The 24428-nt window shown below is 41.7% G+C and carries 21 protein-coding genes and 1 pseudogene; 5 read left to right on the forward strand and 17 right to left on the reverse strand.

The features are described from left to right. Positions 1-292: 292 nt before the first annotated feature. Complete coding sequence (gene nhaC / locus C9J48_RS18355; protein ID WP_006233046.1) at positions 293-1732, reverse strand: Na+/H+ antiporter NhaC; 1440 nt, start codon at positions 1730-1732, stop codon at positions 293-295. A 774-nt stretch (positions 1733-2506) separates the two neighbouring features. On the opposite strand from nhaC, the gene asd reads away from it, so the two are divergent. Beyond that, the gene (asd, locus tag C9J48_RS18360) at positions 2507-3622 is read left to right on the forward strand and encodes an aspartate-semialdehyde dehydrogenase (RefSeq protein WP_086004192.1); all 1116 of its coding nucleotides are present in this window, start codon (positions 2507-2509) and stop codon (positions 3620-3622) included. A 96-nt stretch (positions 3623-3718) separates the two neighbouring features. Here the strand turns inward: asd and C9J48_RS18365 are convergent, their stop codons facing one another. The 3 genes from C9J48_RS18365 to sodB all read right to left on the reverse strand — a co-directional run bounded on the left by C9J48_RS18365 (position 3719) and on the right by sodB (position 8946). Continuing rightward, positions 3719-6817: an efflux RND transporter permease subunit gene (locus C9J48_RS18365; RefSeq protein WP_006233048.1), complete on the reverse strand. Its 3099-nt coding sequence runs from the start codon at positions 6815-6817 to the stop codon at positions 3719-3721. After that, complete coding sequence (locus C9J48_RS18370) at positions 6817-8055, reverse strand: efflux RND transporter periplasmic adaptor subunit (protein ID WP_006233049.1); 1239 nt, start codon at positions 8053-8055, stop codon at positions 6817-6819. Before C9J48_RS18370 ends, C9J48_RS18365 begins: the two co-directional genes overlap by 1 nt. Before the next feature lie 306 nt (positions 8056-8361). Beyond that, positions 8362-8946: a superoxide dismutase [Fe] gene (sodB, locus tag C9J48_RS18375; RefSeq protein WP_006233050.1), complete on the reverse strand. Its 585-nt coding sequence runs from the start codon at positions 8944-8946 to the stop codon at positions 8362-8364. 258 nt (positions 8947-9204) lie between these two features. Here sodB and C9J48_RS18380 point away from each other — a divergent pair, with 258 nt between their 5' ends. Continuing rightward, positions 9205-9546 carry a Grx4 family monothiol glutaredoxin gene (locus C9J48_RS18380; RefSeq protein WP_006233051.1) on the forward strand — a complete coding sequence of 114 codons (342 nt, stop codon included), beginning with the start codon at positions 9205-9207 and terminating at the stop codon, positions 9544-9546. Between the two features lie 111 nt (positions 9547-9657). Here C9J48_RS18380 and C9J48_RS18385 read toward each other — a convergent pair whose 3' ends face one another. Both C9J48_RS18385 and C9J48_RS18390 read right to left on the reverse strand, forming a co-directional pair. Next, entirely contained in the window at positions 9658-9924 is a 267-nt protein-coding gene (locus tag C9J48_RS18385) for a Rho-binding antiterminator (RefSeq protein ID WP_006233052.1), read from the reverse strand. Positions 9925-10124: 200 nt separating this feature from the next. After that, positions 10125-11447 carry a Na+/H+ antiporter family protein gene (locus tag C9J48_RS18390; protein ID WP_006233053.1) on the reverse strand — a complete coding sequence of 441 codons (1323 nt, stop codon included), beginning with the start codon at positions 11445-11447 and terminating at the stop codon, positions 10125-10127. 305 nt (positions 11448-11752) lie between these two features. Here C9J48_RS18390 and C9J48_RS18395 point away from each other — a divergent pair, with 305 nt between their 5' ends. Continuing rightward, entirely contained in the window at positions 11753-12358 is a 606-nt protein-coding gene (locus C9J48_RS18395; protein ID WP_006233054.1) for a peroxiredoxin, read from the forward strand. Between the two features lie 92 nt (positions 12359-12450). Here the strand turns inward: C9J48_RS18395 and C9J48_RS18400 are convergent, their stop codons facing one another. The 3 genes from C9J48_RS18400 to rnt all read right to left on the reverse strand — a co-directional run bounded on the left by C9J48_RS18400 (position 12451) and on the right by rnt (position 17294). Beyond that, a complete protein-coding gene (locus C9J48_RS18400) occupies positions 12451-14895 on the reverse strand; it encodes a VolA/Pla-1 family phospholipase (RefSeq protein WP_006233055.1) in 2445 nt (814 codons plus the stop codon). 32 nt (positions 14896-14927) lie between these two features. Then, positions 14928-16187 carry an outer membrane protein transport protein gene (locus C9J48_RS18405; protein WP_006233056.1) on the reverse strand — a complete coding sequence of 420 codons (1260 nt, stop codon included), beginning with the start codon at positions 16185-16187 and terminating at the stop codon, positions 14928-14930. Between the two features lie 435 nt (positions 16188-16622). After that, positions 16623-17294 carry a ribonuclease T gene (gene rnt, locus C9J48_RS18410; protein ID WP_006233057.1) on the reverse strand — a complete coding sequence of 224 codons (672 nt, stop codon included), beginning with the start codon at positions 17292-17294 and terminating at the stop codon, positions 16623-16625. A 170-nt stretch (positions 17295-17464) separates the two neighbouring features. Here rnt and motY point away from each other — a divergent pair, with 170 nt between their 5' ends. Beyond that, on the forward strand, positions 17465-18355 hold the full coding sequence (gene motY, locus C9J48_RS18415) for a flagellar protein MotY (protein ID WP_006233058.1): 891 nt from the start codon (positions 17465-17467) through the stop codon (positions 18353-18355). Positions 18356-18455: 100 nt separating this feature from the next. On the opposite strand, the gene C9J48_RS18420 is transcribed toward motY, so the two are convergent. Next, positions 18456-18899: a DUF2753 domain-containing protein gene (locus C9J48_RS18420; RefSeq protein ID WP_006233059.1), complete on the reverse strand. Its 444-nt coding sequence runs from the start codon at positions 18897-18899 to the stop codon at positions 18456-18458. 101 nt (positions 18900-19000) lie between these two features. Then, complete coding sequence (locus C9J48_RS18425) at positions 19001-19612, reverse strand: superoxide dismutase (protein ID WP_107281208.1); 612 nt, start codon at positions 19610-19612, stop codon at positions 19001-19003. Positions 19613-19774: 162 nt separating this feature from the next. Here C9J48_RS18425 and C9J48_RS18430 point away from each other — a divergent pair, with 162 nt between their 5' ends. After that, positions 19775-20113 carry a hypothetical protein gene (locus C9J48_RS18430; RefSeq protein ID WP_107281209.1) on the forward strand — a complete coding sequence of 113 codons (339 nt, stop codon included), beginning with the start codon at positions 19775-19777 and terminating at the stop codon, positions 20111-20113. Between the two features lie 50 nt (positions 20114-20163). Here the strand turns inward: C9J48_RS18430 and gloA are convergent, their stop codons facing one another. The 6 genes and pseudogenes from gloA to C9J48_RS18460 all read right to left on the reverse strand — a co-directional run. Beyond that, positions 20164-20556 carry a lactoylglutathione lyase gene (gene gloA, locus C9J48_RS18435; RefSeq protein ID WP_107281210.1) on the reverse strand — a complete coding sequence of 131 codons (393 nt, stop codon included), beginning with the start codon at positions 20554-20556 and terminating at the stop codon, positions 20164-20166. A 24-nt stretch (positions 20557-20580) separates the two neighbouring features. Continuing rightward, a complete protein-coding gene (gene nth, locus C9J48_RS18440) occupies positions 20581-21222 on the reverse strand; it encodes an endonuclease III (protein WP_006233062.1) in 642 nt (213 codons plus the stop codon). A 140-nt stretch (positions 21223-21362) separates the two neighbouring features. Continuing rightward, positions 21363-22064 carry an electron transport complex subunit E gene (locus C9J48_RS18445; protein WP_107281211.1) on the reverse strand — a complete coding sequence of 234 codons (702 nt, stop codon included), beginning with the start codon at positions 22062-22064 and terminating at the stop codon, positions 21363-21365. Beyond that, on the reverse strand, positions 22061-22696 hold the full coding sequence (rsxG, locus tag C9J48_RS18450) for an electron transport complex subunit RsxG (protein WP_006233065.1): 636 nt from the start codon (positions 22694-22696) through the stop codon (positions 22061-22063). The genes C9J48_RS18445 and rsxG overlap by 4 nt, the downstream gene beginning before the upstream one ends. A 10-nt stretch (positions 22697-22706) precedes the next feature. Next, a complete protein-coding gene (gene rsxD / locus C9J48_RS18455; RefSeq protein ID WP_006233066.1) occupies positions 22707-23756 on the reverse strand; it encodes an electron transport complex subunit RsxD in 1050 nt (349 codons plus the stop codon). A gap of 3 nt (positions 23757-23759) precedes the next feature. Further along, positions 23760-24428 (reverse strand): annotated as a pseudogene (locus C9J48_RS18460) (electron transport complex subunit RsxC); the annotation flags it as partial.

Genomic DNA, 24428 nt, shown 5'->3' on the forward strand with positions numbered 1-24428 from the left:
ATTTTGATGGGGATTTATTGATTGGGGTCAATATGTGCTACTGAATATTAATACTTTGGAGTTAGTTGGTGGTTTTGTGATCTTATTCACTAAAAATGCACCATTAACATGTTTTTTAATTTAATGGCTTATTTTACGAGATTGTTAATTTAAATTGATTTGTTACAGTTACTTATATTTAGCAATGTAAATATAAGTGAATGATATATTACTGGCTGTATGTATTTAAGGTAAAAAAAAAGAGCGCTATTAGGCGCTCTTCTTTGAGTTGCTTATTTTGTGTTTCTTACTGTTAAGCTGTTTGTTGAGTAACGGCTAGGTTCTCATTCTCATCAGTTTCTTCAGTAATTGTTGGTGGACAACGGTCAACAAACCAACCCATGTAAGATGTCACGATAGTCACAATAATACAGACGAAGCTTAACCACATAAATGGTGCGTAGGAGAAGGTTGCAACCCCCAAGATACTCGCCATGTAAATACCGTTATCACTCCAAGGCACCATACCAGATGTTAACGTACCACCAAATTCAGCGTTACGAGATAGGTTCTTACGCTGGTAGCCTAGGCGGTCATAGTTCTTCGCACAGATTTTAGGCGTTAAAATTAATGATACGTACATAGCAGAACCAAATACGTTACCAAAGAATGCAGTCGCAATCGTGGATGTAGCTAAGCTACCTGCAGAGTTAACGCGTTTCTCGAATAGCTTAGCAACAGTTTGTAGTACACCTACTTTATCAAGTAGACCACCAAAACCCAGACCAAAGATGATAACGGCTACTGAACCCAGCATAGAAGACATGCCACCACGGTTTAGAATCGCATCAATGAAATCAACGCCAGAACTAATAGAGAAAGGTGCCCATGCAGTGTTAAATGCCACGAGTGGGTCCATATCTTGAACCATTACCGCCCATACGATACCCAACAGCGAACCGAAAGAGATAACAGGGAAAGACGGTAGGCGCATTGCCAGTAGACCTAAAACAATAATCACAGGGATGAATGAGAATGGAGAGATAACAAACTGATTTTCCATTGCAAGAATGACAGAATCAACCTGAGCCATGTCTACATTACCTGCATAGTGCAAACCAGCAGCGGTAAATAGAATACCTGTAATGATGTAACTGATTAATGCGATAGGTAGCATGCCTTTGATGTGTTCCATCACTTCTACGCCAGACATAGAAGAAGCAAGAATTACCGAATCAGATAATGGCGACATTTTGTCACCAAAGTAACAACCTGAAAGTACAGCACCTGCAGTCATTGGCGCAGGAACGCCCAGACCTTGTCCAATTCCCATCATCGCGATACCAGCGGTACCTGCAGCACCCCAAGATGTACCCGTCGCTAACGCTGTTAGAGAACAAATAATCATGGTCGCAAGTAAGAAAATGGATGGATGAATGGCTTGCAAGCCGTAATAAATGATTGTTGGAACAATACCACCCGCAATCCAAGTGCCAACAAGAGCACCTACAGCAAGAAGAATTAGTACAGCACCTAAGCCATTTGAAATGCCTTGGGTTGCCGCTTTTTCAAGTGATTTATAGTCATGGCCAAGTTTGATACCTAGCGTGATAATAATGAACCAGCCGATATAAAGTGCTAGTTGAATGGGTAAATCAAGTTTAGCGGTGAAAGAGAATGCCAGTGCAAGGAAAGTACCAAGGGCAAGGATCACTTGCATTAGCGATGGTAGCTTCATAGTCTGTTTTTCCATACTGTTTAACCTTGTTTGATCGATCTTATTAAAGGGTGAACCCTGAAATTAACGTCATTAAGAACGTTAATAATTAATTTTTCTTCTGATCACTGAGTCCTTCTTTAAAGAGACTCATGTTGTTTCGGCGCTACTCTATCTAAATGAGTTACTCACTGCGATAAATATTGTACTTTTCTGTGACCTGAATCTTTTAGTACTGATAAACGCTTTAAAATATACGTTTACATGTATTTTTACTGTTAATTTTAGGTTTTAAATTTGTTCTTGTGTTGTTTTTTAATCGATTTATAAGTTGTGTTTTTATATTAATGATGTGGTTTTTAAAGTGTAAATAACTACATATGCTTATTTCACTGGAGCTTTAAGTCTGATTAATCAGTATATGTAGGTTATCAGGGTGTAGGTTTTTATTCAAAACTTGTGGTTTGTTTGATTTTATTGGTTGGCAGTAGAAAGTTATTTGTAGCATGTGAATCATTCACTCTTGTTGGCTTTTGTTTGCGAATTGTTCACCTTTGGGTTGTTTTCTAGCCCGTATTAATTGTTGATTGAATATGTGTCTTTATTGCCTTAAATACCAACTAATCTCTAGATATTAAATAAGTAAAACAAAACGTGTCCGGAATTTTTATGCAATTTCTGCAGATTCTGCTTGTTTTTCACAATTTAAATCTCTATAGATGGGGGTAGAAATACTCATTCATGTAGTGATAGGAATATTACAACAAGGGTTGGGTTGGTAATTATGAACAAGGAGTGTAGCAAGCGATGATGAAGGTTGGTTTAGTTGGTTGGCGTGGCATGGTAGGTTCTGTGCTGATGCAGCGCATGGTTGAAGAGGGTGACTTCAATTTTATTGAGCCTGTATTTTATTCAACATCTCAAATCGGAATCCCAGCGCCTAACTTAGGTAAAGATGCTGGCTTACTGCAAGATGCGTTTGATATTGAAAGTTTGAAAAAGCTGGATGCCATTATTACCTGTCAAGGTGGTAGTTATACAGAAAAAGTATACCCAGCATTGCGTGCTGCAGGTTGGAAAGGTTATTGGATTGATGCTGCTTCTACATTACGCATGGATCCTCAATCTATTATTACACTAGATCCGGTTAACTTTGATCAAATCAAACAAGGCATTCATAGTGGAACTAACACTTACGTTGGTGGTAACTGTACAGTCAGTTTAATGCTAATGGCTGTTGGTGGCCTTTATAAAGAAGGCCTTGTTGAGTGGATGACATCTCAAACTTACCAAGCGGCTTCTGGTGCGGGTGCGAAAAATATGCGTGAGTTGATCAACCAAATGGGTGTGATTAACGATACGGTGTCAAGCGAGCTTGCAAACCCAGCTACATCGATTCTAGATATTGATCGTAAAGTATCTGAAACCTTACGTTCACCTGGTTTTCCTTCGCAAGAATTTGGTGCTCCGCTTGCGGGTTCATTAATTCCGTGGATTGATGTGAAGCGTGACAATGGCCAGAGTAAAGAAGAGTGGAAAGCGTCGGTAGAAACAAACAAAATTCTTGGCTTGCAAGATAACCCTGTGCCGATTGATGGTACGTGTGTACGTATTGGTGCAATGCGCTGCCACAGCCAAGCATTAACCTTGAAGCTAAAGAAGAATGTACCATTAGATGAGATCGAAGAAATGATCGCATCGCATAATGATTGGGTTAAAGTTATCCCGAACGATCGTGATGCGACGGTTCAAGAGCTTAGCCCTGCGAAAGTAACGGGTACACTGTCTGTTCCTGTTGGTCGTTTACGTAAACTGGCAATGGGTGATGATTTCCTTAATGCCTTTACTGTGGGTGACCAATTACTATGGGGTGCTGCAGAGCCACTTCGTCGTACACTTCGTATTATCTTGTCTGAAAAAGCGTAACGTGAAAAACAATTGATATTAACAAAAACGCCTGCAAATGCAGGCGTTTTTGTTTGTTATCGATAAGAATATTTTTACTTTTAGCTTTTATGTATTTTAGTCTCTTAACATTTCTTTTTGTTCTCGTCTTTTTCTGAACAAATGCAGCATGTCTTTTTGCTTTAGCTTCGCCATACCGACATAAGCCACAGGTACGACGAATAATGAAAAGAAAGTCCCCGCTAATAATCCGCCGACTAATACCAAGCCAATATTAATTCGCCCTAATGATCCCGGGCCAGAAGCCAGAGCGAGTGGTAAAGAGCCTAAAATCATAGTTAATGATGTCATTAATATTGGGCGTAAGCGTGATTGCGCGCTGCTTAAAATAGCCTCAATAGCGGATAACCCATTGCTACGTTGCTTATTGGCGAATTCAACCAAAAGTATACCGTGTTTGGTGACCAGCCCGACCAATGTTAATAGCCCTATCTGGGAGTATATGTTCAGGCTTTGGCCGAAGACCCGCAGTGTTAGCAAGGCACCCACGATACACAGTGGTACTGTCAACAGGATGATTAGAGGGTCGACAAAGCTTTCAAATTGTGCCGCCAATATCAAATAGATAAAGACAATAGCGAGCAAAAATAGTGCTTGGGTACCAGCCTGAGAATCGGTTAAATCTTTGACTATCCCGTTATATTGATAGCCTTGAGAATCGCTTAACAATGCCGGTAGTTGCTGGTCTATATAGGTTTTGATATCACTCGCGGTATAGCCGGGTATCAGATCTGCAGTGATTTCTGCGTTGTCTTGTCCCATAAAAGTTTTAAAGTTTGATTCTGCTGTTGCCTGCTTAATCGAAACAAATTGAGACAGAGGCAGTGTTTGCCCTGATTCTGATGTTACATAAAGCTTATCCAACACTTGAAAATCACCCAAGGCTTTACGGTTCACTTGTACTTGGATTGGGTAGGTGAACCCGTCATCAGCTTGTAAGTCAGCGGCTTTTACTGAACCTAAAAAGGTTGATAATGCATTGGTCACATCACTGTAATTAACGCCTGAAAGAATAATCGCATTACGATCAATGGATAAATCGAAACGTAGCTGATCCCTTAGCATCGAGTTGTTGATATTTGTGAGCCCTGGATAATCCTCCAATAATTTTTCGACTTTACCGGCTGTATCAGAAAGCGCATCGGTATCTCTATCGAGTGTGGTTAATTCTAGAATGAGGTTGGTGGCAATATTTAAATTATCTGCCGAGCGAACGCTGAATGACATATCGTAGGCAGACACTGTCTTACTGGCTTTGTCGATCAGCTCTTTGACCACGTCTTCTGCACTGGTTACACGTTCTCCCCATGTTTTTAGTAGTACGTGGTTGGTCGGCGCCCCTTCAATATAAGAAAGGTTTGCTCCAATGGCATCATTGCCGTTCATTACGCTGTTGAGTTCAGCATTATGATCGAGATGATATTGACGTCCAACTCCTGTCGGAGCAACCGATGTAACATCAATAAACCCCGTATCTTCGGTTGGTAACAACACGCGAGGCATTGTCCATAAAGCCACACCTGATAATAGAACGAGCATTAATGCAATCGCAGACATAATACGCTTTCGCTCAAACCATTTACGTAATTCTTGGATATAGCGATTCGTTATTTTGTGTATAACGCCATCGATAGCAGTAAACCATTTAGGTTGTTTAACCACAGGCTTAATTAAATAGGCGCTCATCATCGGTGATAATGTTAATGCAACGATGCCAGAGATAATAACGGCAGCGGCTAATGTAAAAGCGAATTGACGGAACAAGTCAGCAGTTAAACCAGACATAAGACCGATAGGTAAATAAACCACGGCCAAGGTCAGTGTCATGGCTATAACGGGGAAAATGATTTCTCGGCTACCTTTAAGTGCAGCGTTGAAAGGAGTCTCCCCATTTTCTACATGCCGGTAGCAGTTTTCGACTACCACGATGGCATCATCGACAACCAAACCGATAGCTAAAATAATAGCGAGAATTGTTAAAACGTTAATGCTAAAACCCAGTCCAGCCATGACGGCAAAAACGCCAATAACACACACCGGAATAGTAATAATGGGTACAGATGCTACGCGGAAAGAGCCCATGAATAAGACAACAACCAAAGACACTAAAATAATCGCTTCAACGAGGGTCGAAAAACCTTCGTCAATGGCAGCCTTAATAAAATCAGCTTGGTTATACACCATCGTCATCTCCATACCATCAGGGAGATGTTGTTGCATGCGGTTGATTTCAGTTTTTACATTTTCAGCCACCGTTACAGGGTTTTCGCTGCTTAGTGGTAAGATTTGTAAAGACATAGCAGGCTTGCCTGAAACACTCAGCAAGCTTGGTGTTAAGCTTTCTTCACCCATTTCTACATTGGCGACATCGTTGACTCGAATAACATTGCCGTTATCAACACGTATAACAAGATCTTTTACATCATCAATGTTTTCAACTTGGTTTACGGGGTTAATTGAAAAGTCTCGGGCTTCTCCCATAATCGTACCCGCTGTAAACGTCGCGTTATACGAACTCAAGGTACCAACAACATCTGCAGCTTTGATATTGAGTGCCATCATACGTTCTGGATTTAACCACACACGTACTGCTTTCGATGAACCTCCGTAAGGACCCCATACACCACCAACACCTTGTATGTGCTGAAATTGAGGAACCAGTTGCTGGCTAATGTAATCGTACATTTTTTGCTGGTCGATACCGCCAGTATTTACAAAGGTGACAATATTACTGGCAGCACTGGTATCTGATGAATCATCAGTAACAGTAGGTTTGTCTGTCATACTGGGTGGGAAGTCGTTAATAGCCTCAACACTACTACGTAACTTATTCATTAAGTTCGTGTATTCAATGTCATCTACATCGTCGTTAAATAAGATATTTAGAGAACAACTGCCTTCTTGGCAATCGGTACTCATTGTTTTAACGCTATCGATACCTGTTGCAGCATCAATCAGTTTATCTGCCACATTACGTGACATGAATTCTGCACTGGCACCAGTAATCGAGGCGCTTACTGTCGCTTTCGGTGAATTATGTTCGGGAAAATACTGAATATCCAATTTTTGGAATGAAATAACCCCCAATAACACCATGGCAATACTCAGTACAGCGGCAAAAACAGGGTGACGGATACATATCTCAGGTAGGCGCATTAGTTCACCTCGTTTGTTGGTGTTTCATTTGCTGTAACTGATGCTGACTTTGTTGATGTTGATGTTGATGTTGATGTTGATGTTGATGTTGATGGTAGTTCAACTAGTGCAGGTTTTGATGTTTGCTCTGTTTTTGACTCCAATGTTGGCTCAGGTTTTTCTTTTGATGCTTCAGAAGAGACTTGCTCTGAGGTTTCAACTGCGGGTTTATGGTTAATAACGGTAATGGGTGTATTGATTTCAAGCTTTTGCTGACCAGTCGTTATAACTTGCTCCCCTTCTTTTAGACCTGCATCCACAATGACATAGCCGTCATTGGTGTTTTTTCCTAATGTGACACTCTGTTTCGTTGCGCCACTGTTGTTATATAGCCAGACATAACGCTTATCATTTTGTGCTAATACTGAGTTTTGTGGCACGACAAGGTGTGAGTTACCTTTATGGAAAAGCTGTTTTACGTTAGCAAACATACCAGGGGCAAGGCGGTTATCTGGGTTATCAATACGGGCATGAATTTCGACACGCCCAGAGCTGACATCGACTGCAGGTGCAACATAGTCAACCACACCTTTAAAGTTCGTATTTTTAAATGCTTCTACCGTCACAGTTACCGTTTGCCCTTTAGCGGCTTTACCTAGGTCGTTTTGGCTTATGGCGTATTTTACTTCAACAGGGTTGAGGTTATAGATACTAACTAGTGTCGTTGAGGCTGCGATATGACTGCCAATAGACTGAGTAAAGCTAGTAAGCTGACCATTAAATGGTGCAATGATTTGATAATCACCTAAGGCTGCTTTTTTCTGGCTAAAATCAGCTTTTGCTAAATTTACTTCTTCTCTCATTTCATCCACATCTTGTGGCGATAAAGCATCTGGCTGTTTGGCGAGCAGGTTTTGAATACGGGCAAGTTTAGTTTTTGCTAACCCTAACGAGCTTTTGGCTTTATCGAAATCGGCTTTGGCTTTGGTGCTATCTAGTTCTGCAATTAGATCGCCTTTTCCCACCGTATCACCATCTCTAAAATGAATAGCGGTGATTTTTTCTCCGGCACTGAACGTCAGTGCGGCAGAATCAATCGCATTAATTTTGCCTACTTCTTGAATGATATCTTCAAAAGAGCGTGATGAAATGGTTTCAATAGTGACAGGAACAGAGGCTTGTTCATTGGCAATCGCCGCTGATATAGGTGACATTAATGAGGTCACAAGCAGTATATTTAAAATACTTTTTTTATTCATTTGGTGGGCTCTTTGAATAATGTCTTTTAATAAGAGCTTTTTTTTACGTGCTATGAAGGGGAGGAATGTCAGGCAAACGTTAAAAAATGTGCCGGAATGTAAGTTTTTATTTTTCTGACGATTACATGAACTGAATATGAATAGATTGGTAATTAAGCATACAGATAAGGCTGTAAATTAGATGGAAAGTATCGGTATGGTTAATAGTAAAATTACCGTCATTATTCATAAATAAAATGGCAGGTATAAAAAAGCCTGCAATTAAGCAGGCTCTGTCGGCAATCATTGATTCGCAATAAAGCGAAATTATGCCGCTAGGTTCTTCGCTACGAATTCCCAGTTTACTAATGACCAGAAAGCAGCCATGTAATCAGGACGAACGTTACGGAAATCGATGTAGTAAGCGTGTTCCCATAGATCAACAGTAAGAAGAGGAGTAACACCTTCTTCTGTGATTGGAGTACCAGCGTTAGATGTGTTTACGATTGCTAGAGAACCGTCAGCGTTCTTAACAAGCCAAGTCCAAGAAGAACCGAAGTTGTTGATTGCTGAATCAGTGAATTTCGCTTTGAATTCTTCGAAAGAACCGAATGCTTTAGCGATAGCGTCTGCTACTTCACCCGTTGGTTCGCCGCCAGCGTTAGGGCTTAGGCAGTGCCAGTAGAACGTGTGGTTCCAGATCTGAGCTGCGTTGTTAAATACACCACCAGTTGAAGTCTTGATGATTTCTTCAAGAGACTTCTCTGCTAGATCAGTACCTTCAACAAGGCCGTTTAGCTTAACAACGTAAGTGTTGTGGTGCTTACCGTGGTGGTATTCTAGCGTTTCTTGAGAGATATGTGGCTCAAGAGCGTTGATTGCGTACGGTAGAGCTGGTAATTCAAATGCCATTGCTCAATTCTCCATTTGGTATATTTGAGAGGGTAAACCCTCGACATTGCTTCCGGCAGACTTCAAATGAGCCCGCATTATTTTTCTAAACTGACGGGTTTTATTTTAGCAAGTTTTTACTTTATTAAAAGCCCTAAACACTAAAAATCATCATGTAATATATCCTTACAGATAATAGGCGTTTTTTTCCAGTCCGTGACAAAGTAGAATGTGACTGTTATAAGACCCTATATAAGCAAATTGTTGTAAGAGGAAGCTATGGAAACCATCGATAAGATTAAGCAGCAGATTTCAGAAAATCCAATTCTGTTGTACATGAAAGGCTCTCCAAAACTACCAAGCTGTGGTTTTTCATCTCAAACGTCACAAGCGCTAATGTCATGTGGTGAGAAGTTTGCTTACGTAGATATCCTTCAAAACCCAGACATTCGTGCAGAACTACCTGTTTACGCACAATGGCCAACTTTCCCACAATTGTGGATCGAAGGTGAGCTAATTGGTGGTTGTGATATCGTTCTGGAAATGTTCCAGAAAGGTGAGCTTCAACCGCTAATCAAAGAAGCTGCTGTACGTCGTGATGGCGAAGCTGCTGCTGAGTAAGCACTAATGTACCTTCCTTTTTTAGGTGGGTTATATATACAAAGCCCCGCAGGTCGGGGCTTTGCTGTATCTGACTACTTACTAACTGCAAAATTGAACGTTCAACAGATGTTAGTTACCTGCAATTAATTCCCGCCCGAATTCAGCATTTGTCGAAAGTGGGGTAATAGCTTTAATCGTATCTAAGCGAATCGGCTGCGATTGTCCATCTTGCTCTATGATTAACCATTCCGTTTTATCTGCTTGGGTTTTGGTGTCAATCGCCGTTCCGACTAAAGTTGTCTCATCATTGAGTTCGATAGAAATCAAATAGTGTCGCATACAAGCAATCTCGATAAAGTCATACCGTTGGCATTGAATCGGTTGGTAGTCACTCATATGCGTCCTGTGATTTTGTCAGTAGTTTATATAACCAAGTTACCTCAAGATGTTCGTATCCGCGAGAATTTGTTGGATAGAGGTTAGGTGAACAATCGATAGATGAAAAAAATCCGCCCCTTAAAGGACGGATTCAAATGTTATGTTTGCCAATGTTGTTTAATCAATAGTTAATTAACCAGTATGTGGCTAACCAAAGGCTATAGCACCATTGATGCTAACCAACCAAATGCGATAAGTGGCAGGTTGTAGTGTAGGAACGTTGGAACCACGGTTTCCCAAACGTGTTCGTGCTGACCATCAGCATTCAAACCCGCTGTTGGCCCTAACGTTGAATCAGATGCCGGTGAGCCCGCATCACCCAATGCAGCCGCTGTACCGACAAGCGCGATAGTCGCCATTGGTGAGAAACCAAATGTTAGGCACAAAGGAACATAAATCGTGGCCAGAATAGGGATGGTTGAGAACGAAGAACCAATGCCCATCGTCACAAACAGCCCAACAACCAACATTAATAATGCTGCTAGCGGTTTGTTATCACCAATAACAGTAGCAAGAGAACTAACCAGTGTTTCAACACCACCTGTTGCTTTCATTACTGAAGCAAAACCGGCAGCTGCGATCATGATAAAGCCGATCATTGCCATCATATGTACACCTTTAGTGAACACATCGTGCGTTTCTTTCCACTTAATTACGCCACCAAATGTGAACACCATGAAACCAGCAAGACCACCAATAATCATCGACCCGCTATATAGTTGAGCACCTAGTGCTGCAAAAATAGCGACGACTGCAATATAGACATGGCGCAGGTTAATTTCTTTGTGTTCGGGCTCGTTAGCTAGAATTTTTTCTTCAGAATACTCGCGCGGCTTGCGGTAAGTGACAAATGTTGCCAAAAGTAGGCCGAAAATCATGCCTGCGGCAGGTAAAAGCATCGCCACGGGTACTTGGCTTGCGGTTACATCTAGCCCGTTATCATGCAGGTTCTTCAACAAAATGTTGTTAAGGAAGATGCCGCCAAAGCCAACAGGTAGAACCATATAAGGTGTTACTAAACCAAACGTTAGTACACATGCAATTAAACGACGGTCTAATTTTAACTTAGCAAAAACATGCAGTAGCGGCGGAATAACAATCGGAATAAACGCGATATGCACTGGAATAATGTTTTGAGAAGAGATAGCCAGTAAAACTAAAATGATAAGAACACTATATTTCACGCCAGTGGCTGCAGCTGCATTTTCATGCCCACTAATGCGTTTAATGACTTTTTGAGCCAATACATCCGTAATGCCAGAGCGAGAAATAGCGACAGCAAAAGTACCAAGCATTGCGTAGCTTAATGCTGTTGTTGCACCGCCACCTAAGCCGCTTTCAAATGCAGATACTGCCTCTGTGAGTGGCATGCCGCCAATCAAGCCGCCAATTATGGCACTAAAAGTAAGCGCAACGACTACATTAACTCGCATTAGCGCGAGTAAAAGCATGACGCATACCGAAATTACTACAGGGTTCATAAAACTAAGATCCATCGTTGTGTTATGTCATAGGTGAAAAGCAGAGAATTGTTAATTATGTGATGCTCGTAATTATTTTTCTCATTTTTTTATTATATTTTGAGCTGTTCTACTCAAAAACAATCAGTTTGCTGGAATTTTTTCACATGTCGAGTAAAAGTTGATACTCGTACGGAATTTTATTGGCATTGTGCCAAGTGTCTTAGTCTTGTCATCTTCTCGACGTTATACTGAGATTTCCTGTATTGGTAGGCAGAACAAAACGTTACTGTCGATTTCAACGTTAAAAGTTAATGGAGTTAACCATGAGTGTATTAGTAGGCCGCCCGGCACCTGATTTTACTGCAGCCGCAGTGCTTGGTAATGGTGAAATTGTTGATAGCTACAACTTGATTGAAAATATTAAAGGTAAAGCCGCGGTTATTTTCTTCTACCCGTTAGATTTTACGTTTGTATGCCCATCAGAATTGATTGCATTTGATAAGCGTTATGCTGATTTCCAAAGCAAAGGTGTAGAGGTTATTGGCGTATCTATCGATTCTCAATTTTCGCACAACGCATGGCGTAATACGCTGGTGGAAGATGGCGGCATTGGCGAAGTACAGTACCCATTAATTGCAGATACCAAGCATGAGATTTGCAAAGCTTACGATGTTGAACATCCTGAAGCGGGCGTTGCGTTCCGTGGTTCATTCTTGATCGATAAAGAAGGTATGGTTCGTCACCAAGTGGTGAATGACTTACCGCTGGGTCGTAATATTGATGAAATGTTACGTATGGTTGATGCACTTCAATTCCATGAAGAACATGGTGAAGTATGCCCAGCACAGTGGGAAAAAGGCAAAGAAGGTATGGATGCATCACCAGCAGGTGTCGCGGCATACTTATCAGAGCATACTGACGATTTGTAATTAATGTCACTACCCTCGATGATTATGAGGGCGACTGAATAAAAGAAAGGCTAGCCGCGAGGCTAGCCTTTTTTATGGGTGTTTATGTGACATTATGGCGTTGTGGTCAGAATGTCACTGTTGGTAACCTCAAGTGATGTCCCATCACCATTGATTAGGCTAGCTACATGCTCTTGCATTTCAAGGGTCGCTGGCTTGCCTGAGGGAAGTGTCGTTTCTTTCATGAAACTCGTGTGACTTCCTACAGTGAAGAAGGTAGCTGTTTTCAGGGGGGTGTCTCCTGTAACATCATCTGTTGTTGGAGTTAATCCCAGCTGTGCTTCTGATACAAGATTTAAAGTACCTGCAAATGCTGAGTAGGGTTTCATGATATCAGTCCCCTCAACGGTTGCTCTTGGTGTTAGATGATTGGGGATAGTGCTGTCATCAATAGTCATCGACATATAAACAGGTGTTTGTTCACTGATCAGTGGCGCGTGATTGAGTGGGTCAATTGTATCCAAGATGGTTTGAGAGGCATATGCAAACTCGCCGTATAAGCTATAAATAGATTCGAGTTGGTTGAGCGACTCATTGCTACCACTATTCACTAGCGATCGTTCGTATTGCCCATAGCAAATTGTCATTGCTCCCAAACCTGGATTATTACATACCGCCGCAAATTCATCACTGCTTGCCGAAAGTAATGTACCTTTGACAAAGTTACCAAATGAGCCTGACTCAAGAAGTAGATAGGGAATACCAGCTCCTGGGTTTGCGAATGCAAACTTATTGATATTAAAGAGCAATGGATCTGTTTCTTCATTGACAGTACGATTGGCAACATAGGCCAAATCAATACCTGTAATTGCCCCTAGAGAGTGACCGACAAAATTGACTCCTTTTGTAGGGTCTAGCCAGCCTAGTGGCCCCATATTACTGCCATTTCCTGCTGCAATTCCGGCAAAAATACGACCGATAGCCACCCGCAGGTTAATTTGATCTGTAATGCTCTGACGAACATTGTCTCTACCAACAGGTAGGTATTGCAGGTTCAGGTAAACACTTGGATCGTCAGAGGCATTAACCGTACTTCCATCTGGAAGTGAGATGCCTCGAGTACCATGTAGCGGTAAGTCAATTGCAAAAATAGCATTACATGAATCACCAATTATTTTATCAGGGAGGTCACTCGTTTTAAGGGTTTCTTTGTCGGCGGTGATCCCGTGTTGGAAAATAGTAACTTGGTTAACAGGTGCATTTTGACAATCTGCATCGGATGGGAAAATAACTGTGTACTCAACCCCTTGTACTGATTTTAGTTTTGGTACAGGGCTATACCGTGTGATAAGTCGTTCTGCGTCAAGCTGACTACCATCTGATAAGGTGATCTCTTGACCTGTTAGTAACGGTAGAACCCGAAGTTGTATTGCCGGATCTGTTGCTATGTTGGCGAGATCATCTAAGGTTATACCCAGCTCGGTCAGCTTAGCCATTACAATTGTTTTATCAGCATCAGAGCCGTTTTCAAGCACATAAGAAATTGCAGCTAAACTCGGCATACCACTTTGCCACGGAGTAGAAGCAAACTTTGTTGGGTCTGTCTCTAAGTAATATGGCAGATTTACCGTACCGGTGAAGACTTGGTTACCACCCGGTGTGGTGGAAAATGACGCTGGGTCAAAAGACATTTCGAAGACACTCGCTAACTCTTCAGATGTCACATCCTCACTAATTGCAGTGCCTGTCCAGACTTTATCAGGCCCTTGTTGCAATGCTAGAGCAGAGGCTGCTTTAGCTGCATACATCACATCACCTGCGGATGCAGTTGTGAACCAGTTAGAGAAGATGATTTTATCTTTATCTATTCCAGTTGCAGCAAAAGTTGCTTCACTTAAATGGGCAACTTTTTGTGCAGGTTCTAGTGCCATATCTGGTGTTGGGGTCGCTGATTTTAATACAGCATAAGTGCTGCTCATCCCTACTGGGTTACCTTTTTCATCTTTTAGGTCTGATGTAATAGCAAATTGGTACTGGCTGGCGGCTTTGAGAGGTTTTAAGAAGATAACTGTCAGTGTTTTGCCAGATGTAACAATTGTAAAGTCACCATTAACAACTGTTAGTGGTATTGGGGGGGTATTGGCATAATCTGATGAACTTGGGTCACCTGTTTCTAGAAGATAAAAGCCGTCTTCAGCAGTTGTAGCATCCAGTTTATTGCCAGTAAACTCAATAACTATTGGTTGGTTTGTGCTCCAGCCATCTGTTTTTCCAAGTGCAACTTCAGGGTTAGAAATATCTGTTGAATAGCCTTCTGTACCGACATCACCATCTGTTTTTATCGTACCGTCAAAACTATCCATTGCAAGGTAGGTTGGTGTAACAATAACTGGGTTTGAAGGATCACTAACAAGGTCGAAATTAATTTTTGTTTCTGCTTTTAAACTTTCACCAATATTAGGATCTAATGTCGGATCACCAGAAGTAGTGGCATCATCTCCACACGCTGTTAGGCCAAGTGTTGAAGCAACGAGTAAAGCAAGTAATTTTTTATTCATGGAATTTTCCTTAAAGAACCTTATAGCGAGAATTAGAATTTGTAGTTAACTTGTGCAGCACCAAGCCACGCATAGTTTTTACCGCTAAATTCATACTCTCTACCATCGACATACTCTTCCTTAAATGTGTTGCTCTTGCCGTAAAGGTATGTGACACCGAGATCAAATGATAAGTCATTGCTATAAAGGTAAGTAAAGCCAGCTGAATACCAGTAACGGTCAGTATCAGGGATACTTAATGTGGCCTGACCTGCTTGCTCATCAAACGCGAAGCCTGTACGGAGTATCCATTCAGGATTAAGAGTGTATGTTGCACCGATGGAGTAGCGGAAGTTATCGTCATAGTCCTCTTCTTTCACAAGGCAGGTATTATTTATACAGTCATCACTTGTTGCTTTAAGTTCGGTAAATTTGCTCCATTGAGTCCATTGGACACCATAGTGAACAGCCCATTGCTTTGATAATTGGTGAAAACCGCCAAATTCAGCAATTGCAGGAAGAGGGACTTTTAGAACACCATCAACGGTGGTTGGATTGGTTGGGGAAGCACCCGCAACACCACTACCTTGATAATCAGTGAATTTACCTTCGAACTCTAAATCTACTTGCGAGCGGTAGCTAAAACCAAAGCGGTTATTTTCATCTAATTCCCATAGGGCACCAATATTCCATCCCCACTCCCACGTATCACCTTGAAGATTGAGAAGTGTTTGGCTTGGCTCTGTGTCATATATAGGAGCAAGGCTTCCGAAATTACGGTTTAGTTCAGCATCTGCATAAACGAGAGATACACCAGCACCAACACTAAATTGTTCATTAATTCGCCATGAAATGTTGGGGTTAATATTTAATGTGATCAGGTCGGTCATGCCAGCTAAAGCACCGAAATTAGCATCTTCTGGGTAGTCGGTTGCGAACCCATAACTCGAAAATATCCCAATTCCCCAAGCTAATTGATCGTTAATCGGTTGAATAAAGTAACCCGCAGGTACTGCTGCAAAAGGAGCGACATTGTTGTACGTTTGGCTTGGGCTGCTATCAACAGTAGATATATCAATGGAAGGGTCAATCAGAGATAAACTACCTGAGAATTCCATGCGATCAAACATAGCCATTGCCGCAGGATTTCGTGCAAGAACCGATGCGTTATCTGCTACTGCAACTTCACCTGAGAATGCTCGGCCAAGGCCTGATGCAGAGTGCTCATTAACTTGGAAACCTGCTGCATTAACATTAAGTGACATGAAAGCTGCTGTTACGGCAATAGAACTGAATTTTATATTTTTGGACATTATTATTTTGCCTCTTTAATTCGCTTCTTTATTTAGCTTCTTGTTCTTCATTCCATGAAGGAAAAACAACTCAATTTTATTGAGTTTCAATAATGTTCAGATAAACAGAACCATGTTAAGCGCGCTGAAAGGAAAGGATGCCATCTAGGTATAGAAGCGTCATATCCATATGATGCAAAGTGATTATGCTTGCGCGATTAGTCTCTCATGGACATAGTCTGAAACAATATGAAACACCGTTATGGAGTATAAAGAGGAAAGATTCAAATGTTAACCCGATGTAAATCACTGTTTTTAATATTAATGGGCAATCGAACGGTATTTAATTGATTTATGTTTTAAACGAGCGTTTAAAATTAAACGAGCGTTTAGAATTATAGTTCTAAAAGCCCAGCAGTGCTGGGCTCATAGGAGGTCTGATGAGTTTGTGTTGTTTTAATTTTGAGAATTATCGATTTCTTCTGTTTGAGGTTCAAAAAGCGGCCATCCGCCTAATTTCTTCCATTTGTTAACAATCTCACAAAATAGCTCTGCCGTTCGCTCGGTATCATAGAGGGCTGAGTGTGCTTCTTTGTTATCAAACGCGACGCCAGCTGTTTTACATGCTTTTGCTAAAACGGTTTGACCAAACGCTAAACCACTCAATGCGGCAGTATCGAAAGTGGCAAAAGGATGAAAAGGGTTACGCTTTAGACGAGCACGCTCTGATGCTTCCATTACAAAGCTATGATCGAAGTTAGCATTGTGTGCAACCATGATTGCACGTGAGCAATCTGCTGCTTTTTGTTCTTTACGTATTTGCTTATAGATTTCTTTTAATGCCGTTTCTTCAGATACAGCGCCACGTAATGGGCTGAACGGGTCACGAATGCCATTAAATTCTAATGCTTCTTTATGTAAAACTGCGCCTTCAAAAGGGGCTACATGAAAATGAATAGTTGAAGCAGGTTTTAACCAACCATCTTCATCCATCTGTAATGTAACAGCACAGATTTCAAGTAGGGCATCAGTTTTGGAATTAAAGCCGGCAGTCTCAACGTCAATGACTACGGGAAAGTAGCCGCGGAAGCGACTTTTTAATGTATTTAGATCGTTTTGTTCGCTCATAACACTGCTGTCGATAAAAAAGAGGGTGGCATTATGTCAGATTCAGAAGTCTAGCTAAACCTTCTGATTACAAATGTTCACGATCTCGCGGTGATGGGCTAAAGATTTTTGAATTAAATTCGATACAATAGGAAGTAGCGCAAAAGCCCCGTTGTTAGATTTGGAAAAGCATGAATACATTTTTTAAAGTTGTTTGTTTAAATGCTTCTGTATTAACGAGCTTATTATTAAGCCCGTCAGTCATGGCTGCTAAACAATATGTGGCGACACCAGCACAATCAAGCTGGAAAGTTGCAGTCGATACGCCACTTGAATGCCGTATGATTCATGCTATTCCAAGTTATGGAGAGGCTCAATTCACATCAAAGGCGGGGAAAAAAATCAATTTAGATTTTGAGCTTAAAATGCGCCGCCCTATGGGTGAAACACGCAATGTTAATTTAGTGTCAATGCCTGCGCGTTGGATGCCGGGTGAAGCGGCTGAACCAATAACGCAGATCCAATTTTTTAAGCAGTTTGATGGTTATGTCGGTGGTCAAATGGCCTGGGCAATGTTATCTGAGCTTGAAAGTGGACGTTATCCTACGTTCAGTTATAACGATTGGCAGCATCGAGATAAAATGATTGAAGTAGGGCTTTCTGCGGTGTCTTTTCAAGCGCCATATCAGCAATTTAGCGTCTGTCTAGATAACCTGCTTCCATATAGCTTTGAAGATATCGCTTTTACTGTTTTACATTATGATATGGATAGCGATGAATTGAATAAACCTTCTCAGCGGCGTTTAGCTCAAATTACAGACTTTGTGCGTTACAGTGATGATATTGATTTAGTGTTGCTAGCAACCTACAGCGATTCGACTGGAGGTACCAAGGTGAACCAGAGTTTATCTGAACGTCGTGCAAAGAAACTAGAAGAATACTTTATGTCGTTAGGGCTACCTAAAAATCGTATTCAAGTAGAAGCGTATGGTAAGCGTCGTCCAATAGCAGATAACGATACCCCAATAGGACGCAATAAAAACCGTCGTGTTGTTATATCGTTGGGCAGAACAATCATTTAATACGTATTTCACTACAGCTGGTGGCTTACTGATGATAATAGAAAGAGTTTCGGGTTTAGATGCGAAACTCTTTTTTTTAATCCGCAAGAATGAGTTGGTATTAATGCAGGCGGAACTTCGCGATTAATTCACATTGGTTACTAGTACTGATGTGAGAGAGCTGCTTTGCGATAACAGGGTTTGGATGGCGTTTTAGAAATTCAATTAATGCTGTACGGCAACAACCAAGAGTTTCAATAAAAGCATCACACTCTTTTCTTGGGCATTGTGGAATTAGTGACATCACTTGTTCTGACGCAAGCTGAAGGTATTTAAGCTCATAATCACTGTCTCCATTTTTACGCCAAAAATCGGCAAGGTTATGGCATGAAACCACTTTAATGGTAAGCAGGTCTTCTAATTCATCACGTGTACCACGAATTGGTTCAAGTTGCTGGGATTTAGCTAAGGCAAGTTGATAATGAATAATCGTCATCATTGGTTTATTACTTTTTTCGGCTTCCGTTGCTAGCAGGGTATGGGTTTCCCACCTTGAAACGTCCATGATTTTTCCTTTTTTACCCCCAGTGTTAAAACGAAAAGGGCGTATTATTAACGGGGATTATATTAATTAGTACAGAATAAAACGACGGCTAAAGTCGCTGATTACTGCTGTGAAATTGTTAAAAAATGCTGCGAGATTTGCTCCCAATCGACTACGTTCCACCAAGCATTGATATAATCAGGGCGCTTATTTTGATAGCAGATGTAATAAGCATGTTCCCATACATCAAGGGCTAGAATCGGCTCGCCACGCTTCTCAACAATATCCATCAAAGGGTTATCTTGATTGTTTGTTGTTGAGATCTCTAGTCGTCCTTCTATAACTGAAAGCCAAATAAACCCTGAACCAAAGTGATTTGCTGCAGCATTAGAAAATGCGTTTTTAAATAATTCAAAACTGCCAAAGTGACAGTAAATTGCTTCAGCGAGCAAACCTGAAGGCTGGCTACCCCCTGCAGGGGACATGCATTGCCAGTAAAGGTTGTGGTTAAAGAAACCGCCACCATGATTTCTTACTGCTGGTGAATGTGATGAGACATTGGCAAAGATAGTATGCAGTGACTGGGTTTCTAGCTCGGTACCGTCAATGGCTGCAGTGAACTTATCAAAGTACGTTCTGTGATGACGGTTATAGTGGATCTCTACCGTTTTTGCGTCGATAAAAGGCTCAAGTGCATCATAGGCATAAGGTAACTTTGGAAAGCTGAAAGGCATAATAATGACTCCTTAATATTGTCACATGTATCGTAATGATAATTACTCGCATTAACAACCATAACTTTTTTGAGATTATTAACTATGATTAGGTTGGACCCAGTGATGAATGTCGTGTTTATCATTGCTGAAATATATAACTAAAAGAAAGAGTGGTGTGATATGAAGAAAATTATTTTATTGCTAATGATGTGTTCATTTTCCGTTTTTGCTGACGAAAAGGCGGTGGTCGGTAGTGATGCGACTGAGGCACTAGAACAAGTTACCAGTGAAGTGACTTCAGAGCTGATCACGGTTGAACGAGCAGAAGAGCTAGGTTTGAATCGTGCAACAACCTATGAAGTGTTCAGTACCGTTAGTGTTGATAATTTAGAACGTAATATTGCAGAAAAAGTGAAAGAGTCGAAAGTGCCATTTTATTCGGTAGAATTTAATGAGGCAACGCAGAGCGACAGTAATTATCGCGCTGAAGTAACAGAATACTTTAGTAAAGTTGAATAATTTATACGCTAAAATCAAAAAAGCCCGATGACTTCGGGCTTTTTATCGAATTATGCGCGTTGAATGAGTTCGATTTTGTAACCATCAGGGTCGGTCACAAAGGCAATATGGGTGTTCCCGCCTTTAACAGGACCAGGCTCGCGAGTTACATTGCCACCTACGGCTTTAATAGCATCACATGTTGCATAGATATCTTCAGTACCAATAGCGATGTGACCGAATGCATCGCCCATTTCATATTCAGTTGTTCCCCAGTTATAGGTCAACTCAATAACAGCACCTTGCGATTCATCACCATATCCGACGAAAGCAAGTGTGTATTTATAGGCTTCATTTTCACGCTTACGAAGTAAATCCATGCCCATTACATTGGTATAAAAATTAATTGCGCGGTCTAGATCACCGACGCGAAGCATTGTGTGAAGAATACGTCCATTAGCCATATGTTACTCCAGTGCGTTTTAAGATTATTCGTCAGGGTATATTTTGTCTTTGAATTCACAGAGGTCTTCAATAATACAGCTGCCACAGCGAGGTTTACGTGCTATGCAGGTATAACGTCCGTGTAGAATTAACCAGTGGTGTACATCTACTTTGAACTCTGTTGGCACGACTTTAAGCAGTTTTTCTTCTACTTGGTCAACATTTTTACCCATAGCAAATTTAGTACGATTCGATACACGAAAGATATGGGTATCAACGGCAATTGTTGGCCAGCCAAACGCGGTATTTAGCACAACATTTGCTGTTTTTCGCCCAACACCTGGCAGTGCTTCTAGCGCTTCACGATCTTCTGGAATTTCACCATTGTGCTTATCCAGTAAAATCTTACAGGTCTTAATGACGTTTTCAGCTTTGGAATTAAATAACCCAATGGTTTTAATGTACGTTTTAACGCCTTCAACGCCTAAGTCGTAGATGGCTTGTGGCGTATTCGCGATAGGGTAGAGTTTGTCTGTTGCCTTGTTAACACTCACGTCTGTCGCTTGAGCAGATAAGAGAACTGCAATCAGTAGTTCGAAGGGAGAACTCCATTTTAACTCAGTTTCAGGGTGAGGGTTTTCTGCTCGTAAGCGCTCTAGTATTTGGGTACGTTTTTGATTGTTCATTGCTTGCTTCCTGGCTGCGCCGCAAATGACTTGTTATCACATGAACTCACGTAGGGGATGTGATGGGCGGTTGAGTCGCCCATCATGTGATGAATGTATTTTTGCGGTTTACTTTGTACGGTTAACAATACGAATGTGCTCTAATCGGCAGATGTAATGCGTACTCGTTCTATTTCTGGCTTTTTCTTGGCGACTAACGTATTTTTCTCTTCTCGTTTCTTATCGATTACATTTTTTAACGCAATCATAAAGCCGACACCGAGGAATGCCCCTGGTGGTAGCATGGCAAGCAAGAAGCTGCTGTCAAAGCTGAATATCTCAATACGCAGCGACGAAGCCCAATCACCTAATAGGCGATCAGCACCATCGAAGAGTGTACCGTTACCTAAAATTTCACGCATGGCACCTAGTACAACGAGCACTGCTGTCATGCCTAGCCCCATCCATAGCCCATCTAAGACAGCAGGGATTGGATCGTTTTTAGAGGCAAATGCTTCGGCGCGACCAATAATAATACAGTTAGTCACAATCAATGGAATGAAAATACCTAATGATTGGTATAAACCATAAGTGTATGCATTCATTAGTAGTTGTACGCATGTTACTAAGGCTGCAATGATCATCACAAATACTGGAATACGGACTTCAGATGGGATCCATTGACGTACTAAAGATACGATCAGATTAGAACCCACTAAAACAGCTGTTGTCGCTAAGCCTAAACCAAGGGCATTGGTTACTGTTGCCGATACGGCTAATAACGGGCACAAACCTAATAGCTGTACAAGGGCAGGGTTATTGACCCACATGCCATTTTTCATTAATTCTTTATTTGTGCTCATGATTTACCCTGACAGTTTAGAGGTTGACTGAGTAGTTCTTGCTGGTAGCGATCAAAGTATAGTGAAACATTCTTCACTGCCTTTACAACTGCACGCGGTGTGATCGTTGCACCGGTAAACTGATCGAATTCGCCACCGTCTTTTCTCACTGCCCATGCAGGATCTTTTTCACCTTTCAGTTTCTTACCCGTAAAGGCATAGATCCAATCAGTAATGCGCGTTTCAATTTTATCGCCTAAACCGGGTGTTTCATTGTGCTGTAGAACCCGAACACCTGTTACATAACCCGCCATGTCTAAACCGATGATCAGCTTAATCGCACCGCTGTAACCATCGGGTGCTATGGCTTCTATGGCAACCCCCGTAGGTTTTCCATTTTTTTCCGCTATGTATGCTGGCATGGGAGCAGCTGTACCGATATATTGCTGGTTAGTAATGAGTGTGCAATTTTTATACAGCTCATTGTCATGATTGGCTGCTGGAATAACCTGATTGAGAACTTTTAGCAGCTCTTTTTGCTGCTGTTCTAGAATTTTATCTTCTGTCAGTAAGTGGGTGACTGACACTAATGCTGTTGCCAATAAGGCAAATATCGCTAGCACTCCACCATTTTTTTTCATTGCATTTAGCATGGTAGCGCTCCTAAGAATGACCGAAAGTACGAGGTCGGGTGTAATAATCGATCAGTGGTACACACATGTTGCCAAGTAATACACCAAATGCGACCCCATCAGGGAAGCCACCCCAAGTGCGGATGAGATAAACCAGCAGCCCAATGAGTGCGCCAAAGATGATGCGTCCTTTCACTGTCGTGCATGCCGAGACCGGATCGGTCGCAATAAAGAACGCCCCTAACATGGTTGCACCAGAGAATAGGTGGAAGATAGGAGAAGCAGTACTATCAGGATTTAATATATAGGCAATACTACTGATCAAAAATAGCATCCCTAGCATTCCCGCTGGAATTTGCCATTGGATAATGCGCATTTTCAACATGATTAAACCACCAATCAAGAAACCAATATTGACCCACTCCCAGCCTATGCCAGCAATGGCTCCATAGATTGGGTTTGCCAATGTTTCAGAGGCCGTTAGCCCTGTAGTTAATGATGTTTTGAATGTATCAAGTGGTGTTGCCATTGTTACGCCATCGACTGACATGCGTAGCTGATGAACACTAAATCCATCTTGAGTGAACCCTGTAAAAACAGAATATACACTATCAATTAATGATACTGGCTCGGCACTTAATGACGCCGGTGGTAACCATGTTGTCATTTGTACTGGAAAAGAAATAAGCAGTACTACATAGGCCACCATTGCTGGGTTAAAGAGGTTTTGCCCTAGGCCGCCATAGAGATGTTTGGCGATAAGAATGGCAAAAATTACCCCAATTACCGTGATCCACCATGGTGCTAAAGGTGGAATAGATAAGCCCAATAAAAGACCGGTTAGTAATGCACTATTATCTCGAAGATAAGGCATTACTGGGCGTTTTCTTAATTTAACAATGACAGCTTCAGTGACAACTGCAACGGAAGACGCCAACAGAACTTGGATTAACGTACCCCAGCCAAAAAAGAACCATTGTGCAGCTACACCGAAAACGGTGCAGAAAATAACGGTACGCATAATGTTGCTGGTACTGCGACGATTATGGGTATGCGGAGAACTGGCGATTTTGAAAGCCACGGCTTAATTATCCTTGTTATTCGGTTGAGCTTCTTTTTCTGCTTGTTGTGCTGCTTTACGGGCTTTCGCACGTGCAACGGCAGCAGCAATGGCGGCTTTTTTCGGATCTACTTCGGCTTCTTCTGTTGAAGCTGATTCTGTGTTTGAACTTGAGTTGGGTTCAGTAGCATCAACTTGTTGCGCTGCTTTACGGGCTTTCGCACGTGCAACGGCAGCAGCAATAGCGGCTTTCTTCGGATCGACCTCGACTTCTACCGTTGAAGCAGATTCCGTGTTAGAGCTAGAATCAGGTTCTGCAGTATCAGCTTGTTGCGCTGCTTTACGGGCTTTCGCACGAGCAACGGCAGCAGCAATAGCGGCTTTCTTCGGATCGACCTCGGCTTCTACCGTTGAAGCAGATTCTGTGTTAAAGCTAGAGTCAGAGTCAGGTTCTGCAGTATCAGCTTGTTGCGCTGCTTTACGGGCTTTCGCACGAGCAACGGCAGCAGCAATAGCGGCTTTCTTCGGATCGACCTCGGCTTCTACTGTTGAAGACGATTCCGTATTAGAGCTAGAATCAGGTTCTGCAGTATCAGCTTGTTGCGCTGCTTTACGGGCTTTCGCACGAGCAACGGCAGCAGCAATAGCGGCTTTCTTCGGATCGACCTCGGCTTCTACCGTTGAAGCAGATTC

The organism is Photobacterium profundum, from assembly GCF_003026285.1.
In the GTDB taxonomy this organism is placed as follows: Bacteria; Pseudomonadota; Gammaproteobacteria; order Enterobacterales; family Vibrionaceae; genus Photobacterium; species Photobacterium profundum.

What these genes read in the sequence shown, in the direction of transcription:
- nhaC (WP_006233046.1), bottom strand. Translation starts at nt 1,732, where the DNA reads ATGGAAAAACAGACTATGAAGCTACCATCGCTAATGCAAGTGATCCTT.
- asd (WP_086004192.1), top strand. Translation starts at nt 2,507, where the DNA reads ATGAAGGTTGGTTTAGTTGGTTGGCGTGGCATGGTAGGTTCTGTGCTG.
- C9J48_RS18365 (WP_006233048.1), bottom strand. Translation starts at nt 6,817, where the DNA reads ATGCGCCTACCTGAGATATGTATCCGTCACCCTGTTTTTGCCGCTGTA.
- C9J48_RS18370 (WP_006233049.1), bottom strand. Translation starts at nt 8,055, where the DNA reads ATGAATAAAAAAAGTATTTTAAATATACTGCTTGTGACCTCATTAATG.
- sodB (WP_006233050.1), bottom strand. Translation starts at nt 8,946, where the DNA reads ATGGCATTTGAATTACCAGCTCTACCGTACGCAATCAACGCTCTTGAG.
- C9J48_RS18380 (WP_006233051.1), top strand. Translation starts at nt 9,205, where the DNA reads ATGGAAACCATCGATAAGATTAAGCAGCAGATTTCAGAAAATCCAATT.
- C9J48_RS18385 (WP_006233052.1), bottom strand. Translation starts at nt 9,924, where the DNA reads ATGAGTGACTACCAACCGATTCAATGCCAACGGTATGACTTTATCGAG.
- C9J48_RS18390 (WP_006233053.1), bottom strand. Translation starts at nt 11,447, where the DNA reads ATGAACCCTGTAGTAATTTCGGTATGCGTCATGCTTTTACTCGCGCTA.
- C9J48_RS18395 (WP_006233054.1), top strand. Translation starts at nt 11,753, where the DNA reads ATGAGTGTATTAGTAGGCCGCCCGGCACCTGATTTTACTGCAGCCGCA.
- C9J48_RS18400 (WP_006233055.1), bottom strand. Translation starts at nt 14,895, where the DNA reads ATGAATAAAAAATTACTTGCTTTACTCGTTGCTTCAACACTTGGCCTA.
- C9J48_RS18405 (WP_006233056.1), bottom strand. Translation starts at nt 16,187, where the DNA reads ATGTCCAAAAATATAAAATTCAGTTCTATTGCCGTAACAGCAGCTTTC.
- rnt (WP_006233057.1), bottom strand. Translation starts at nt 17,294, where the DNA reads ATGAGCGAACAAAACGATCTAAATACATTAAAAAGTCGCTTCCGCGGC.
- motY (WP_006233058.1), top strand. Translation starts at nt 17,465, where the DNA reads ATGAATACATTTTTTAAAGTTGTTTGTTTAAATGCTTCTGTATTAACG.
- C9J48_RS18420 (WP_006233059.1), bottom strand. Translation starts at nt 18,899, where the DNA reads ATGGACGTTTCAAGGTGGGAAACCCATACCCTGCTAGCAACGGAAGCC.
- C9J48_RS18425 (WP_107281208.1), bottom strand. Translation starts at nt 19,612, where the DNA reads ATGCCTTTCAGCTTTCCAAAGTTACCTTATGCCTATGATGCACTTGAG.
- C9J48_RS18430 (WP_107281209.1), top strand. Translation starts at nt 19,775, where the DNA reads ATGAAGAAAATTATTTTATTGCTAATGATGTGTTCATTTTCCGTTTTT.
- gloA (WP_107281210.1), bottom strand. Translation starts at nt 20,556, where the DNA reads ATGGCTAATGGACGTATTCTTCACACAATGCTTCGCGTCGGTGATCTA.
- nth (WP_006233062.1), bottom strand. Translation starts at nt 21,222, where the DNA reads ATGAACAATCAAAAACGTACCCAAATACTAGAGCGCTTACGAGCAGAA.
- C9J48_RS18445 (WP_107281211.1), bottom strand. Translation starts at nt 22,064, where the DNA reads ATGAGCACAAATAAAGAATTAATGAAAAATGGCATGTGGGTCAATAAC.
- rsxG (WP_006233065.1), bottom strand. Translation starts at nt 22,696, where the DNA reads ATGCTAAATGCAATGAAAAAAAATGGTGGAGTGCTAGCGATATTTGCC.